Consider the following 16543-nt stretch of genomic DNA (forward strand, 5'->3'; position numbering starts at 1 on the left):
CAGATGGATGATTCACGACTAAGAGCGGCTGCAACTGTATGCAGCCGCTTTTTTTTTAGCCTGCTGTAAGAAATCCCTTACTACCCATCAAACCCACACCTACCAGGTTCCTCCTAGCCCTAGGGTACACCTGGTATCCACTAGAATGGATTTTACCGACGCCTTTTCCACACCGTTTGCCGGCTTGAACACATCAGTCAATTGGCCGCAGCTTGTTTCCTAAGCGATTTTTGACTAATTTAAACTACGATTTCCTGTAGTGGAGAAAAACAATCGCCCCTGTAAGCAGGTATATCTTTTATGTTAATCAACCCATTTTGTTTTAGTATATGAATAAACTGTTATACTGCCTGATAGTCGGCATTTTTCCCATGATCTGCCAAGCCCAAATAAAGACTGTAACATATGCTACCGTGAAAAACCAAGTAAACGGCGGCTTACCCCTTCCTTCAGAGGAAATTTTTTACCTAAATGGTACCATTCCTTCGTCGGTACGCATGGTCAGTGTGGAGGTATTTCGGTCCAAAAAATCTCCGAACAGCGCCTACCTCTACAAATGGAAAGCCCCGTATGCGGTGGAAACCAATGAGTTTGAAGTGTTTGTGACCAACCCGCTCAGGAGCAACGAGCGGTATCATATGAAGTTTTATTTTTACGAACGGTCTGACGAAAAAGACCTCCAAGAACTAAAAGAAGCGCTAACCAAAAACCTCGAGGCCTACATCCGGGCAAATTTTGAAGTGAGCCGAAAAGGACTGCAATCCTTGTCGTCTCAACGGGTGATGATGGCGCAAATGAACGAAATCGTCATTCAGGGACTCGAAAACTATGCCCACCCCTTGGATCAGGAGTTTCGGGGATTCAGCGATGTGGTAAGGCAAAAAATTGATCAGACCCACAACTTGCGTCTGCGAAACGCGAAGTTCAATATCCTGAAAAACCGAGACAATGCTTCCAGAGACGAGGCCATCTATGCCAGTCAACTGATCGACGAGCTGGTGCAACTAACGATTGCAGAAGCCGAACAATACCTGCGGGCAAATCTCCTGATGCTGGTAGACATACGGGAAATAGACAGCTATCCAACCGAAAAACGTCCCTTTTACCTACCCGTCAATGTGGGCTACGCCGGCACTTACTTTGGGGGAGATTTCAATAGCTTGGACTATGGGACTTCCCCGTTCGTGGGGGTTTCCTTTCCCCTCGGCAGAAAGGCATTTACCAAGTTTTTGGGCAATGCTTCCATATCTACTGGTGTCTTCACCAATAACATGCGAAACAGCGACGGCATTTCGATAAGTGGTCCGCTAATTGGTCGACCCATGTATGTGGGCTTGGGATACACCATGTTTCGGGTGTTGCGCTTCAATCTAGGTGCCGCGCTGACGTCCTCGGATGTGAACGGCAACTTAGAAAATGTGACCATTTACCCCTTTGTGGGATTTAGCATGGAGTTTAACCTTTGGCTGGGCATGAACCGATGAACTACACCATCCTGAAACGAGCGGCTTTGGGGGTGATGGCCATGCTGTTCATGCATCCTGCCTTCACCCAATTGGACCCCTACAACTACCGACTGGGTCTGGGGGTAGGCTACACCAACTACTATGGTGACCTAAGCCCTTACAGAGTTAGTGAATTCCGGAACCTGCGACGCCTGTTTGAGTACAACCCAAGCTACATCCATCAAGCCTCCTATGCTTTTTCGTTGGAGAAAAGACTGAGTAGCTCCGTTGGGTTGATGCTACAGGCCGGCAGATACGATATGTCCATGAGTGACCGATACGTAAACAAGGACGGCGTACCCCAGACCCAACTTCCCAACTACAACCGATCCTTGAACTTCCGAACGGAATTACACGATCTGGGATTGGCATTGGTATTCCGTACCGACAACGACCGATTACTGAACAAAAACGCCTTCATGGCACCTTATCTCACCTTGGGCATAGGGATCAGCAGGTTTGATGTCCGCGGAGATCTGCTGGACGATGAAGGCAATCGATACGACTATTCCCAACCAAACGTTACCCCCAACGGTGTGTTTGAAACCTCCCTCCGGGAAATCGGCACCGAACGGGACGATGCTTACAGCCCTACGGCGATTTATTACGGCTTGGGGCTGGGCATCCGCTTCCGTTTGGCCAAGCAGCTGGAGTTCTTTGTCCAAAGCGACTTTAGGCACAGCTCATCGGATTATCTGGACGATGTAAGCGGCAGGTACCGCACGAGCTACGACGACGATTTTCAATATTATGCCGCACTTCCGGGAACAAACTTTCCGGACGCGGAAAACCCCTATCGAGGAGATCCAAACAGCGCTAACGACTGGTACATCTTCCATCAGGCTGGGTTGAAGTTCAGTTTTCGACCGTCCAAACAGGCCTTCAGGGCGTCCAAGGTCAGCCCATCCCGCTCCATGCTGCAATCCCAGACCGCTGCAACGACCAAGGCAAACATCCCCAGCGATAGCACGGAACTAGATCCACTGCCAGGCGTTGCCGGAGACCAATTTTTTAATTTTTTTCAGGTAAACCCTCCCCGGACAGAGGACGCGGCGTTTCGACAAAAAGTGGTTTACTTGGATCAAAAAATTGAGGTGCTAGAAGCCCGTCAGCAACTGGACTTGGTAGACAGGCAACTCAACAGGTTGGAAGTGCAAATCGATTCACTGAATTTAATAGCAACTGACCTGCTGGCGCTCGAAGCCCCTGGCGAGGCAGAACGGCAAAGACTGAGAGAGGTATCTGAAGAACAGCAACGACTGTCCCGGGACTACGGAGCATTAAACCTCCGGAGGGAGCAAAGCCGTTCCGAGTTGGTAGCTGCGGAAAACCGGCTGGACAGTCTACGGATACAGGAAAGGACTTCATCCGCAACTAGCAGCACTTCCACCTTGGATACGCTGGTATTTATCCGGGGATTCCAGCAATTCTCCGAACAGGTGGCGCGGGCCATGAATCAGCCGCAAAATTGGCAGCAACTGCCAAATAATTTCGGCTACACGCCCTCTTACGAACCCTTCGGCACCGAAGCCATGGAGCAACGCGGTTTTACGGATTACCCTGTCGGTTCCTTTACGCAGCCCCCTGGTTCAACCACTTATTGGACCGGCGTTCCGGACGAGCAAAGGACCTATACCTATCCGGAGAGTGGACAGCGGGTTATTCGGGAAAACAACCGGATACGCTACAGACAACGAACCGAGGTGACCACACCAAGACAGCAGGCCATTCAGAATCCTCAGCAGCCATTCTACCCCTACTCCGCTGCCCCATCAGCTGGCGTCCCCACCCAAGGTGCCACGGTTTTTGCACCTGCCTTGGTTCCGGTACCTGGCAGCCGGTCGGAAGGGCAAAACGAAGCACCCGGAACGTCGGACGTAGCTGGCAACGCTGAAGCACTACCTAGCGCTTCTCCAACCGATGGGCTTATAACCGCAAGCCCCGCAGCCTCCGCAGGGCAAGCCGGAATGATTGTCCGGGACACGGTGATCATCGATAAAAAGGTCGTCATAGGGTTTCCGGTATCCAAAAAGGAGGTTTTTTTTGAAACCAACCGCGCAGAACTGACCGCAGCCGAAAAGGAAAAGCTACGGGAAGTAGCTGACTTACTGGCCAATCAAGCGAACTACTTCGTGGCGCTAACCGGTTTCTCGGACAATACAGGCCGGATAAGCTACAATCTTGCGTTGGCAGAGCGGCGTGTAGTCCATGTAAGGGAGGAGCTAATCAAAACCCACGGAATCAGTCCCGACCGAATAGCCCTAAAGCCCGGAGGGCTGCTGGTTCGGGATAGTCGGGGCGGTTCACGCAGTGAAGACCGAAAAGTAGAAATTATGATCGAAGTGGTGGTAGAGTAGTGGGTTTAATTCCAGTATCGGTAATTTCAATCAAACTTTTAAGCTATTGATACATTCATGAAAAAACTGGTAGTTTTAACAGGAGCTGGGATTTCCGCCGAAAGCGGTATCGCCACATTTAGGGATGCAAATGGATTGTGGGAAGGACACGACGTCATGGAAGTCGCATCCCCAGCCGGATGGAGAAAAAACCAGCATTTGGTATTGGATTTTTACAATCAGCGAAGAAAAGCCTGCCTGATTGCAAAACCAAATGCAGCCCATCTACTCCTCGCTGAACTGGAAGCTGACTTTGACGTGACGATCATCACACAAAATGTAGATGACCTCCACGAAAAAGCGGGGTCTACAAAAATAATCCATCTCCACGGAGAACTGTTCAAGTCCCAAAGTACGCTTGATCCTACATTAATTTACCCCATAGACGGCTGGGAACTGCATATCGGCGATAAATGTGAGCGAGGATCCCAACTGCGGCCATTCATCGTCTGGTTTGGAGAACAGGTTCCCATGATGGAAGCAGCAATTGAAGCTACCGAACAAGCGGACATCTTTGCTGTGGTAGGCACCTCCCTACTGGTGTATCCTGCCGCCGGACTCTTGGACTTCGCACCATCGGAGATCCCAAAATATTTAATTGACCTGCAAATTCCGCGAACGAATTCCCTACCGAATCTCATTAAACTAGAGGAAGCTGCAAGTACGGGAGTCGCCAAAATGGTCTCTATGCTCAGAACCAACCTATGACTAGTCCGGCTGACTCTTTCAAACGCCAAGGGCTTCATAAGGACACTTTTTAGGAAATCCGATTATTTTAAGACCAACTGAATCCGGAAGACAACATCATTTACCAGATGATCTAGGCGATTTTGAGTGGATTTTATCAAAAAACAGAAGGTCTTTTATACCTTTGGGAAACGCGTACAAGGTCGCGCACCGACATGTAAAAATCCAGAGTCTTCGTTGAAAACGTTAGCACTACAAACCAACAGACAATACACCGCAGCTGTTCGCACCCTGTTGGCCAATCTCGTCAAATTGGCTGTGGCAGGAACGCTTATAGGGACGCTGCATGCCCAAGATTATGTAGTAGCTATCATTTTAGCACTTTATGCCATCTTATCGATTGGAAAAAAATTTGTATCTGCATCCCAAGACCGCTTTATCTACCTGATCGGATTTTTGATAAGTGCTGCACTAGGTGTAGCTTGTGAACTTTGGGGTATCTATTTTGGTCATTGGGAATACCACGATCTTTCCGGCTTACGGGAGGTTCCGTATTGGCTGCCTTTCGCTTGGGGCCTGGCGTTTACGTATATTTACAAGATCGAAAAAAACCTGGTCAACTCGCTTCAAATACATTCGACAAACGGAAAAATCCTCTTGGCTCTACTTGCTGCCATGATCTTTCCAACCATCGGCGAAATGATCACCATTTATTTGGGTGTTTGGACCTACCGCTGGCCTTATCAAATTTTCGGCGTACCTCTCCTTGCCATCTTTTTGCTGATGGTTTTTCATACCGGAGTTAACTTCCTGATGACGCTAATCTGCCGAAGGATGCGCTGGTATGACCCTGTATTTAATCCTTAGTGGAACATCCATACGGGAAGACTGCGATCTGAACCCGATCTCGATGTACCAAACGAAACCAAAGACACCTTTAGCGCACCATGGTCTCTAGTGTGGCCAAGTACACCCACTTTTGATCTCTTGATTTGAGGCCTTTCTCCACCCTTTGCCGAATGGAATCGGACATTTCTATATCTTCATACTCCATGGAGTTAAAAAACTGTAGGTAATCCTTGTACACATTCATGGTTAAGTGGGTAGAGCTCGCCTGACTGCCTGTGGGCAAGGCTGTACGTAGAAGACACCAATGTTCCATGAGGTTGGCTGAAATCTTTCGTTGATGGATAGGCAAAAACACCTCTCTTTCCGCCATTTCGTATTCCTCAAAATTACCTTCCACTGCTTTCATTAAATCGAAGGAAGCCAATGTGCCAGGTTTGAACATAAACTGGTCACTCGTCCGGGCAATTTCAACCATAAAGGTACGAATCGCCAAATCCCTATCCTCCACAGCTTCCTTCAGCCGCTGAAGAAGCTGGCTTTCTTGGATTTGGGGAAAGGCATTTTGAGCATACCGGATCAACACCTCCGGCTCTGTGCCATCCATCATCCTAACGGGATCTTTGTAATACGTGATCGTAGCAAATTGATACGCTTCGGAGTCGGAACCGGTCTTCAAGGACCACAAATCCCAGCCCTCGATATCCCCTTTCTTGACTGCCTCTCCATAGACCTTGGCCAAAAACTCCTTGTATTCCAAATAGTCCAGTGTCTTTGAGGGATCTACTCGTATAAACTCGAAAACGAGGTACCGCTTCTCTTGGGCATACATGGCATGGCTCACAATCAGGGCCAAAAACCAAAAACAGATGAGCTTCTTCATGGGTAATTTGGGTTTAAATGATACGCAATGTATTTACACAAACAATTTAAACAATTTTCAAACCATTTGTATAATTTTTTCACCCAAATAAAAAAGAAACCTGGACGACTCAAAAAAATGCTCGAAGAATCTATCTTTCTAGGTACCGCTTAAACCTCCGCATCACCCACAGGTGGATTCTCGCCTGTGTATTTAAATACAAAAACCAAGGTATACGTGGAACAAACTCGTGAATAGCCGACAAAATATACCGGCCCTCCATCACTTCTCTAAACTCCAACCAGCCATAATCCATCCTGCCTACCAACCAGCCCCCGCTGATATAAAACAACTGCCGCCTTTTGTCACTCCGATTTCGTTCTAGAGTTAATTGCAACATAGCCGGCGAAAAACGCAACAAGTGAAAGGAAACCGTTCCGTTCACCTCTTCCTTCGCTGTGATTAGGAACCTAAAGAAAGTGGGAAGCCACAGCTTGTACCGGTTGGCTACCCAATAGGCACTCTTATTTCGGACATTTGGGAGCCGCTGAATACTTCTGACGGTATTTGCTGTTTGAATAAGCGGTCTAAAAGTGGGCAATGCAGCCTCCCGGGTCTCTGACAACGCGATGCGCACAGCTTCTGTGTAGCTTTGATAACTGCCTTGTTTGTCCTTATAGGCTAAATCGTCCGAAACCGTCATGGTGTGCTTGAGGCTCTCTACGAGCGGGGACACCAATTGGGCAGGGCTTTTACCAAAATAACCAACCCACAATTTCGAAAACCCCACCGAAAAAATAGGCACGGAAAAAATCAACCTACGTTTTCCCATGACGGCAGCCGTCTGAATTAGCATTTCCTTGTAAGACATCACCTCAGGGTTGCCTATTTCAATCGCCCGCCCAAAGTATTTGGGATTACCCAGGCAATTGTCCATGATCTCCAAGGTGTCTTTCAAAGAAATGGGTTGCGTCATGGATTCGGTCCACTTTGGACACATCAATACCGGTAGCCTTGACACGAGGTTTTTCATCATATCAAACGAAGAACCTCCCGGGCCAACGATAATGCTTGCTCGGATAGCAGTCAACGCAGGCGACTTGGATGACAGGGTCTGTTCAACCTCTGTGCGACTGCGAAGGTGCCTGGACCAAGATTCCGGCGGAGAATCTTTGGGCAAAATCCCGCCTAAATAAATGATCTGCCGTACCCCATTGGCTTCTGCGGCACGGACAAAGTTATCTGCCAGAATTAGGTCAGTGTCTTCAAAACTACCTTGGTTCAGCCGGGTGGAGGCCGTCATGGAATGTACCAGGTAGATGGCTATATCCACGCCTTCCAGTGCCTGCTGCGTCGATGTGATGGAATAAAGCTCCACCTGACGCCATTCAATCTGCGGACAGGGATTTGAATCTACTTCCTTTCTGCTCAGTCCAATAAGATGATACTTATCCTTGAATTGATCCATAAACCACCTTCCAATATATCCGGTGGCACCGGCAATCGCTACTTTTTGCTTCATGAGCTATTCCTTTGAGAATAATAAGCACAATCACCGGATTTTGTTATCAAATACCCGAGGTCTGTTACCAAATACCAGGTAAGAATTACCATCAACGTTTCTTAGACAGGATGGCCTGCGCGGCACTTCTACCTGCCTGCATAGCGGCGTTTACAGAACCATACAGCATATGATCTCCGGTGACAAACAGGTGATCGTGTAATTGATAATGAACGAGGGGCCTAGTATACCTCAATCCTTCGAGTATAGGCAGTGCTTTGGTGATTCGAAAGGTCTTGATATGTTGAAAGTGGGATGCGGCTATGCCTGACAACGCCTCCAACTCTAAGGAAACAAACTGTTCCAGTTGCTCCATGTGGGCGACCTCCTTGACAATAGACACGGAAAGCAGTGCCCGCCCGTTTGTTGAATAGGATTTGCTCACATCTGTCATAAAGACAATATTATTGATCAAAAAATGGTCGTCGGGGACCAAGCCTATGCTAGGCTTGGCGATGAAAGATTGTTGCAGGGAATAATACAATGTAGTCACGGTACGGTATCCCGGATCAGGCTGATCGTATCCTTCGAGAAAGTTGCCAGGTCTTAGGGTAAGGAGGATATCGTCCGCTGTGATCGTATCTCCCGACGCCAAGTGGATTACATTATGGTCAATCCGATTTACCTTGGTGTTCAATCGAATAGATGTATTGACCAGTCGCGAAGCTAGAAATTTCGGGATTTCACCCATCCCTTTTGCAGGCACCGCCGCATGGCCTTCACCAAACATCTTAAATACAAATTCAAACATCCTCGATGAAGTCTCCAGCTTTTCTTCTAAAAAGATCCCCCGAAAGAAGGGGATAAAAAAATTCTTCATCATCCTATCCGAAAAGCCACGCTTTTTCAGGTAGTCTTGTGTGGTCATTTCAGGACTTTGAAAGATTTCCTCCACATGTTTTTCCCGCAGTTCTTTGGTTAGTTGGAAAATCCGTAACTTATCCAAGAGGTTACCCACCTGAGAGAACACCATAGCTGGCAGCCGAAACGGATTTCTCAGTGGGTCATAAATGGAAAACGTGTCCCCGGGTTTTAAAATCACGGCCCCGGGCTGGAAGGTTTTCAGGTCTAGGGCTTCATAATCCAAGTAGGCTTTGGCCTCCGGATAAGCCGTCAACAACACCTGAAATCCATGATCCAGCGCATAGCCGTCTTGATAGTCGGTTCTTACGCGACCGCCAACCCTGTCCGATTCCTCCAGAATGACCGGAGAAAAACCCGCTTTTTCTAATTCCCAGGCCGCGATTAAGCCTGAAATACCCGCTCCGACAATATACGTCTTTCGATCTGTCATATCAGATAGATTTACTCTGAAATATTCTTCCTGACTCTGAATTTTGATGGTTTTGGTTCCCCTTTTTCTGACGACTCAGCAGCTTTGGCAGAAGTATCATCTGCAATGACATCGGAATTTTTCCTTGACGGAAAGCGCTTTGATTTGTACTTGGGCTTACGGTTTCCCTCCGTTGGAGACCCTGATTCGGCTACTGTGGTACGCTCTGATGGATGTCCTTTAGCCTGCCTGCTGTCCTTTTGAAACTTACCGGTGCGCTTTCCTTTGGGGTGATTTCTGCTTCCATCTTTGCGCCCGGCCGACTGAGAGGCAGAAGGGCCCTCTCCCAACTCCTCGGGCAGCGGCAACTTGGTGATCTCCATCCCGATCAGCTTCTCTATATTCGAATACTTAAACCGGTCTTTATCGTTTACTAGGGTAATAGCGGTACCTTCTTTCTGCGCCCTCGCAGTCCTTCCCACTCGGTGTACATAATCTTCGGGGTCGTTCGGTGTATCAAAGTTGATCACCAGTTCGATGTCCTCCACATCAATACCTCTTGAAAGGATATCGGTAGCAACGAGAATCTTTACTTTCTTACTCTTAAAGGCAGACATGATCTTCTCCCGCTCCGACTGATCCAAATCTGCGTGAAATGCCTCCACATCAAACCTCTTTCGCAACACTTTAAAAAGAGACTTTACCTTGTCTTTGGTAGAACAAAATACAATCACCGCTTCGTAGGGTTTTTGTTCGAGAATATGCAGAATCAAACCCTCCTTTTGGGTATCGTAAGCGAGGTAGACAAATTGTGCGACACCTTTAGCAGTTTTTCCCAAAGCGATGGAAATTTGCTCGGGGTCTACCAAAATCTGCTGCGAAAACTTGCGGATCTTCTGGGGCATGGTGGCGGAAAAAAGCAGGGTTTGCCGTTTCTGCGGTAGATAGTTGACTATGGTAAGCAAATCTTCCGAAAAGCCCATATCCATCATTCGGTCCGCTTCATCCAACACCAAATACCGGAGGCTATCCAACTTGATCTTCCCACCCTGAAGCAGGGCAATCAATCTACCGGGGGTAGCCACCACAATCTCTGCCCCCATCTCCAATGCCTTCTTCTGTTGTTCCCAAGTAGCACCATCACCTCCCCCATAAATCGGAATTGAGCTGATACCCAAAAAGTAAGCTAAACCTTGGATCTGCTGATCAATCTGTATCGCGAGCTCTCTCGTAGGCGCCAGAATCAATACGTTTACGCCGGGAGTTTGTCGCGAAGCGATGTGATGTAAAATAGGCAATATAAATGCCGCTGTCTTGCCAGTGCCGGTTTGAGCGGTAGCGATCAGGTCTTTACCGGACAATATAACCGGAATAGCCTGCTGTTGGATCGGCGTGGGCGTTTCAAACCCCATCGCATCCAATCCTTCCTGTAAAGCCTCTATCAGGCCGAAATCCTTAAATGTAACTTTATTTTCCATTTGGTATGTAACTGTCTTGCCCATAGGTCCAGCTTCTGCTGACCCGGCGATGTCTATATGAATAACCCGCAGGGTATACCGTTGTTTTTTTGATATACTTGTGGGATGGGTAAAATGCACTATTCCTGCCGACTAACAAAAAAAGACAGGAAAAGCAGCAGGTCTCCTTCCATCAAAATCTTCCCTAAAATTAGGCTTATTTTATCGTTAATACAACCTCATGGCCCAATTATGCCCAATCTGAAAGATAGCCCGGCCTCCAGATGGAGAAACAACACCAACCAACACAATCCACAACCCATCGCAAGGCACTACAAAAACCAGAAAATCCCGATCTCTGCACTCAGTTAGGTCGGTTATTTTATTAACCTATTTTCCTTCATTTTATCACCTTAAAAAACATTTACACTCATAAATTGATCCTTTTAAGATCATTTTTTTGCTATTATTGAATTTTATGGTTTAAATTTATACCGAAATACTAGCAATACTCTAAACCCAAGATACACCTTTTTGCTGGTGGCAATGTGTATTGCCATTAAAATAACCACTAACATTTCCTTTCATCATGAGTCATCCACGCAGGGACTTTATCAAAAAATTAGCCGTGGCTGCTGTAGGTTCCGGGGTCCTGGGAACAAGCCTTTCACTACAGGCTGGCAGTTACAAGAATTATCATATCCACTCCAGATTAAAACTTCCCAAAGTAAAGGTTTCTGAAGATCGAGTAATCAAAGAGACCGTTGGTCTTCGCCCTTTCCGCCTTAGCGGTCCGCGGGTAGAAAGTCAGCAATTGGGAAACAAAACCATCGTGCACAATTATGGTCATGGAGGCAGCGGATGGTCCCTTTCTTGGGGCACGGCTATGATCGCCTCCGAACTGGTCCAGCAAACAAACGCCCGGCAGGTTGCCGTGATGGGCTGTGGAGTGGTAGGACTGGCGACGGCCCGAACGCTTCAGCAAAAAGGATACGAAGTGACCATATATACCAAAGATACCTATCCCAACGTCACTTCGGCGATGGCTACAGGCACTTGGTCCCCTACATCCCGGCTGGTACATCCCAGTAAGGTGACACCCGAGTTTGCGGCCATGTACCAAAAAGCATGTACACATTCTTACAAGACGTTCCAACGGATGTTAGGGCTAAATCAAGTGGTAGACTGGATGGATAACTACCGCATCCATTCCGGAGAACAACGACGAAGCGACTACTCCGACGAACTGCGATCCAAGCTGGAAACACCCGAGGTTGATTTCTACCCCAAGGCAGTTACGCTGCCGAGAAAAGAAAATCCGTTTAAATATCCAACCGTAAGCCGCAACCCAACCACAATCTTCAATATCCCATCCTACTTAAAGATGATGAGGGACGATTTCCTTCTGGCAGGTGGAAAGATTGAAGTTCGGACCTTCACAAAGCCGGAGGACGTGGACGCCCTACCCCATTCCTGCATTGTAAACTGTACGGGACTCGGATCACAAGAAATCTTTGGTGATGAAGAGTTGATGCCTGTATCCGGTCAACTCTGCTTCCTCATTCCCCAGCCTGAACTCACCTACCGTGCCAATATGGGTGGCGTGTACTTCATACCCCGAAGAGATGGCATTATGATCGGTGGAAACGGCATTGATGGGAACTGGGACACCACCCCCGATCCACTAGTAAAGGAAAAATACTTGAGTACGGTGGCTGAAATGATGGTAAATCTAAGGACATAGGCGGGTGATGCGCTAGCTTGGGACTTTTCCCTTTTACCTACTCAGCGATAACTTTAAACCAATGATGAAAACAACAATCAGTAGGTTGATTTGTGGTTTAATCTTACTGATCACCTCCTCCCATCTGGGAGGAGGTTTTGGTAAGGTTTTGGCCCAAAACACACCCACAATCGCCTCGTTTACCGAAGGAATGGAAAAAATGCCTGGTTTTATAACCCTCTATTGGGATGGCAAGAAAGGCAAATTGTGGATGGAACTCTCCGAATTGGATAAAGAAATTCTTTACTACCCCTCCTTAGCCGCAGGCTTGGGATCCAACGATATCGGCTTGGATAGAGGACGAATTCTTCCTTCTCATGTGGTCAAATTCGAGCGGTCAGGCAATAAAGTACTACTGACAGAACCCAATTACGGTTACAGAGCCGTTACCGACAACGAAATGGAAAAGAAAGCCGTGGAGGAGTCCTTTGCCAAATCGGTTCATTGGGGCTTTGAAGTTTCCGCCGAAGAAGGCGGGAAAATTCTGGTGGACGGCACCACCTTTTTTCTCCAAGATGCGGCAGGTGCGGCAGCAGCGATCAGTAGAACCCGACAGGGCAGCTATCGCCTAGACGTCTCACGTAGTGCCATCTACCTGCCTCGAACCAAAAGCTTTCCTAAAAACACCGAAATAGAAGCTACTATCACGCTCACCGGTGACCAAGCCGGCCCCTACCTGCGGGAGGTAACCCCCTCCACCAACGCGGTGACCTTACGCATGCATCACTCCTTTGTAGAATTGCCAGACGATAATTACGTGCCCCGCTTATTTGACCCACGTGCTGGAATCAATTCCGTAAGCTTTTACGACTACGCCACCCCTGTGGATGAATCAATCACCAAACGCTATATCCGCCGACACCGTCTCGAAAAAAAGGATCCCAGTGCAGCTGTCAGCGAAGTCGTGGAGCCTATCGTGTATTACATAGATCCTGGAACGCCAGAACCCATACGCACGGCCCTAATGGAGGGTACCAAATGGTGGGCAGAGGCATTCGAGGAAGCAGGATTTAAAAATGCATTTGAAGTAAAGCTATTACCTGAGGATGCCGACCCAATGGATATACGATACCACTTGGTACAATGGGTCCACCGCTCCAGTCGTGGATGGTCCTATGGCGGCGGTGTCACAGACCCCAGAACCGGTGAAATCATCAAGGGAAAAGTGACACTCGGTTCTCTTAGGGTTAGACAGGATTATTTGTTGGCCCAAGGTCTGGTGGGTGAATTTGACGAAGGTTCGGAAAATCCTGCGCTGATGGAAATGTCACTAGCACGGATGCGTCAACTAGCCGCCCACGAAGTCGGTCACACATTGGGCTTACCTCACAACTACATCGCCAGTACCTTCGGCAGAGCATCCGTAATGGATTACCCACATCCTACGGTAAAGCTAACGGCCGATAACCGCATCGATATATCAGACGCCTATCCAGAAGGCATCGGAGAATGGGATAAAGTAGCCATCAAAATTGCCTACGCGACCTTTCCTGCCGGCTCGGATGAAGCCACGGAAATAGATAATCTGGTCAAAGAATATCAGGCAAAGGGCATGAAGTTCCTTTCCGATCAGGACGCACGGCCACCAGGCAGTGCACATCCACAGAACCACCTCTGGGATAATGGCTCCAACGCCGTGGATGAACTGGATCATAAAATGAAAATCCGCAAGATTGTTCTGGATAATTTTTCAGCCAGTAAAATCCCTGTAGGCACCCCTATGGCTAATTTGGAGGAGGTACTGGTACCCATGTATATGTTTCACAGGTATCAGGTAGAAGCGGCTGCCAAGGTGGTGGCGGGTCTTTCGTATACGTACATGCTTCGAGGTGAATCAGGCTCCCCTATCGAGACGGTACCTGCCGCAGAGCAAAACCGCGCTTTGAAATCCCTAATGAATACCCTGAAACCAGAGACCTTGGCCCTTCCAAAAAACGTGGTTTCACTGATCCCCCCCCGCCCATACGGCTTTGCGGCCAATGCGAGAGAGGTATTCAACCGAAACACCGGGCTGGTATTCGATATCCTGTCACCGGCTGAAATCGCCGCGAACCACACCTTGACGCTGCTGCTACATCCTGAACGGGCATCGCGTCTGGTAAACCAACATGCCTGGGACAGCAGCCTTCCTGGCCTCCACCAAGTGATTGACCAACTGATCACCGACACATGGAAAAGTACAATAAAAAATGGGTACGAAGGTGAAATACAACGGGTAGTGGCCAAGCTAACGCTCCAACACCTGCTCATGCTTTCCATGGATTCGGACGCCTCCTCCCAAGCAAGAGCGATCGCTATGCTCAAAGTAAGGGAGATCAAAAATTGGATTGGTTCGCAGAGCACTTCCAATATCCACCAAATGGCACACAATCAATATTGCTTGGCCATGCTTGACGGGTTCTTCGCCAATCCACAGGAAAAAGTCACCATGCTGTCGCCCATGGCAGCTCCCGCAGGTGCACCTATCGGAGAAAGCGGCCAAAACTGGTTGGAACCAATTTGCAGCCATGATCACTCCATCGATTCGCACTAACCAACCCCCAAGACTATGCCAATAAAAAAGCTCGTGTCCATTTTCATCTGGGTTTGTGTGCCCCTTATTTCTTTTGGTCAGGTAAAACAGGCCAAAATAAATCAACTGAAAAAAGAACTTCTTCAGGAGGTCGAAAAACAGGAAAAACTGGTTCAGGTGATGGTTGACAAAGTATTTAGTTTTGCCGAAATGGGGTTTCAGGAATACGAAACATCTAAATACTTGACAGGTGTTTTGGAAGCACAGGGGTTTACTATTGCCCGGGGGGTTGCCGGGATGCCTACTGCTTGGACAGCTACTTGGGGTTCAGGCAAACCTTTTATTGCCATAGGTTCCGATATTGATGGGCTCCCCAACACAAACCAAACTCCCGGAGTCGCTGTTCACAAACCCTTGGTAAAGGGGGCTCCTGGACATGGTGAAGGGCATAATTCCGGAGTACCCCTAAGCATTGCGGCAGCGATATCTCTGAAAAACATCATGGAACGCGAAAACATACCGGGCACCCTCATGATCTGGCCCGGTGTAGCCGAGGAGCAGCTTGCCGGCAAGGCATACTTGGTTCGATCTGGTATATTTGCCGAAGCAGATGCCTGCATCTTTACCCATGTAAGCAGCAACCTTGGGGTCTCTTGGGGTGACTCAGGTAACAATGGACTGGTTTCTGTACGGTTTGATTTTGAGGGGCAAACGGCACACGGTGCCAGTGCCTGGAACGGCAGAAGTGCACTGGACGGGGTAGAATTGATGAACGCTGGCTGGAATTACTATCGAGAGCATCTGCCTCCTACCCAGCGCTCCCACTACGTAATTATGGATGGCGGTGATCAACCCAATGTGGTACCCGCAACGGCTTCGGTTTGGTATTTTCTTCGAGAAAGGACCTACGAAAAGATTTTGGGTCTGTACGAAGACGCAATCCGTATCGCCGAGGGAGCGGCCATGATGACCAAAACCACTGTAACCCACCATATCATGGGGTCTTCCTGGCCGGGGCACTTCAACAAGACCATCGCCGAAACCATGAATGAAAACATCAAGCAGGTCGGTCTACCCGATTGGAGCGATGCGGACCAAGCGTTGGCAAAGGCAGTGCAAAAGCACATCAACCCCGAAAAAGGCGATGCGCAAACCGGCTTGTTGACGGAACTTTCCGAGTTCAGAGGTCCAGCCACATTCTCCATGGGGGGCGGATCAGATGATATCGGAGACGTTTCGTGGAACCTGCCTACCGTCGTACTACGGTACCCTGCAAATGCACCCGATCTGCCTGGACACCACTGGACAAATGCGGTGGCCATGGCCACACCCATAGCACACAAAGGCGTACTGGCCGGAGCAAAAGTGGAAGCACTGACCGTACTCGACCTGCTTCTCAAACCCCAATTGTTGGAGGAGGCCTGGACCTATTTCAGGGAAGTTCAGACAAAATCTACGCAGTATCAGCCGCTGATGGCCGATAGCGATGAACCTGCCATATTTCTTAATGAACGACTGATGGACCTCTACAGGCCCCAACTCGAAAAATTCTACTACGACGAAGAAAAATACGACTCCTATTTGGAACAACTCGGAGTCCCCTACCCCACGTTGGAATAGGATCGTTAAAGAGCAACTAGGGTATTTTTTCAGCTACCTTT

The 16543-nt window shown here is 48.4% G+C and carries 11 protein-coding genes; 7 read left to right on the forward strand and 4 right to left on the reverse strand.

The window, feature by feature from the left end; all coding sequences use genetic code 11:
• The first annotated feature begins 329 nt into the window (after positions 1-329).
• The 4 genes from JJU34_RS18695 (at position 330) to JJU34_RS18710 (ending at position 5455) form a co-directional block, all read left to right on the forward strand.
• Complete coding sequence (locus JJU34_RS18695) at positions 330-1484, forward strand: hypothetical protein (RefSeq protein WP_228693942.1); 1155 nt, start codon at positions 330-332, stop codon at positions 1482-1484.
• Entirely contained in the window at positions 1481-3862 is a 2382-nt protein-coding gene (locus tag JJU34_RS18700) for an OmpA family protein (protein WP_228693943.1), read from the forward strand. The genes JJU34_RS18695 and JJU34_RS18700 overlap by 4 nt, the downstream gene beginning before the upstream one ends.
• Before the next feature lie 57 nt (positions 3863-3919).
• Positions 3920-4609, forward strand: a complete 690-nt coding sequence (locus tag JJU34_RS18705; protein ID WP_228693944.1) for an NAD-dependent deacylase — start codon at positions 3920-3922, stop codon at positions 4607-4609.
• A 216-nt stretch (positions 4610-4825) separates the two neighbouring features.
• Positions 4826-5455, forward strand: coding sequence for a hypothetical protein (locus JJU34_RS18710; RefSeq protein WP_228693945.1), 630 nt, complete (start codon positions 4826-4828; stop codon positions 5453-5455).
• A gap of 70 nt (positions 5456-5525) precedes the next feature.
• Here the strand turns inward: JJU34_RS18710 and JJU34_RS18715 are convergent, their stop codons facing one another.
• From JJU34_RS18715 to JJU34_RS18730, 4 genes are all read right to left on the reverse strand, one after another.
• The gene (locus JJU34_RS18715) at positions 5526-6317 is read right to left on the reverse strand and encodes a hypothetical protein (protein WP_228693946.1); all 792 of its coding nucleotides are present in this window, start codon (positions 6315-6317) and stop codon (positions 5526-5528) included.
• A gap of 130 nt (positions 6318-6447) precedes the next feature.
• Positions 6448-7818, reverse strand: a complete 1371-nt coding sequence (locus JJU34_RS18720; RefSeq protein WP_228693947.1) for an NAD(P)H-binding protein — start codon at positions 7816-7818, stop codon at positions 6448-6450.
• A 91-nt stretch (positions 7819-7909) separates the two neighbouring features.
• A complete protein-coding gene (locus tag JJU34_RS18725) occupies positions 7910-9151 on the reverse strand; it encodes an NAD(P)/FAD-dependent oxidoreductase (RefSeq protein WP_228693948.1) in 1242 nt (413 codons plus the stop codon).
• A gap of 11 nt (positions 9152-9162) precedes the next feature.
• Positions 9163-10608 (reverse strand): DEAD/DEAH box helicase, encoded by a 1446-nt coding sequence (locus JJU34_RS18730; RefSeq protein WP_228693949.1) that lies wholly within the window; start codon positions 10606-10608, stop codon positions 9163-9165.
• 568 nt (positions 10609-11176) lie between these two features.
• On the opposite strand from JJU34_RS18730, the gene JJU34_RS18735 reads away from it, so the two are divergent.
• The 3 genes from JJU34_RS18735 to JJU34_RS18745 all read left to right on the forward strand — a co-directional run bounded on the left by JJU34_RS18735 (position 11177) and on the right by JJU34_RS18745 (position 16502).
• Complete coding sequence (locus tag JJU34_RS18735; protein WP_228693950.1) at positions 11177-12331, forward strand: FAD-dependent oxidoreductase; 1155 nt, start codon at positions 11177-11179, stop codon at positions 12329-12331.
• Between the two features lie 61 nt (positions 12332-12392).
• On the forward strand, positions 12393-14903 hold the full coding sequence (locus tag JJU34_RS18740; protein WP_228693951.1) for a zinc-dependent metalloprotease: 2511 nt from the start codon (positions 12393-12395) through the stop codon (positions 14901-14903).
• Positions 14904-14918: 15 nt separating this feature from the next.
• Positions 14919-16502 carry an amidohydrolase gene (locus JJU34_RS18745; protein ID WP_228693952.1) on the forward strand — a complete coding sequence of 528 codons (1584 nt, stop codon included), beginning with the start codon at positions 14919-14921 and terminating at the stop codon, positions 16500-16502.
• The last annotated feature ends 41 nt before the right edge of the window (positions 16503-16543 follow it).

The sequence above is a fragment of the Lunatimonas sp. genome (assembly GCF_020832325.1).
Taxonomy (GTDB): Bacteria; Bacteroidota; Bacteroidia; order Cytophagales; family Cyclobacteriaceae; genus Lunatimonas.

Excerpts from the sequence above, each read along its gene's own strand:
- JJU34_RS18695 (WP_228693942.1), top strand. The coding sequence starts at position 330 with ATGAATAAACTGTTATACTGCCTGATAGTCGGCATTTTTCCCATGATC.
- JJU34_RS18700 (WP_228693943.1), top strand. The coding sequence starts at position 1,481 with ATGAACTACACCATCCTGAAACGAGCGGCTTTGGGGGTGATGGCCATG.
- JJU34_RS18705 (WP_228693944.1), top strand. The coding sequence starts at position 3,920 with ATGAAAAAACTGGTAGTTTTAACAGGAGCTGGGATTTCCGCCGAAAGC.
- JJU34_RS18715 (WP_228693946.1), bottom strand. The coding sequence starts at position 6,317 with ATGAAGAAGCTCATCTGTTTTTGGTTTTTGGCCCTGATTGTGAGCCAT.
- JJU34_RS18720 (WP_228693947.1), bottom strand. The coding sequence starts at position 7,818 with ATGAAGCAAAAAGTAGCGATTGCCGGTGCCACCGGATATATTGGAAGG.
- JJU34_RS18725 (WP_228693948.1), bottom strand. The coding sequence starts at position 9,151 with ATGACAGATCGAAAGACGTATATTGTCGGAGCGGGTATTTCAGGCTTA.
- JJU34_RS18730 (WP_228693949.1), bottom strand. The coding sequence starts at position 10,608 with ATGGAAAATAAAGTTACATTTAAGGATTTCGGCCTGATAGAGGCTTTA.
- JJU34_RS18735 (WP_228693950.1), top strand. The coding sequence starts at position 11,177 with ATGAGTCATCCACGCAGGGACTTTATCAAAAAATTAGCCGTGGCTGCT.
- JJU34_RS18740 (WP_228693951.1), top strand. The coding sequence starts at position 12,393 with ATGATGAAAACAACAATCAGTAGGTTGATTTGTGGTTTAATCTTACTG.
- JJU34_RS18745 (WP_228693952.1), top strand. The coding sequence starts at position 14,919 with ATGCCAATAAAAAAGCTCGTGTCCATTTTCATCTGGGTTTGTGTGCCC.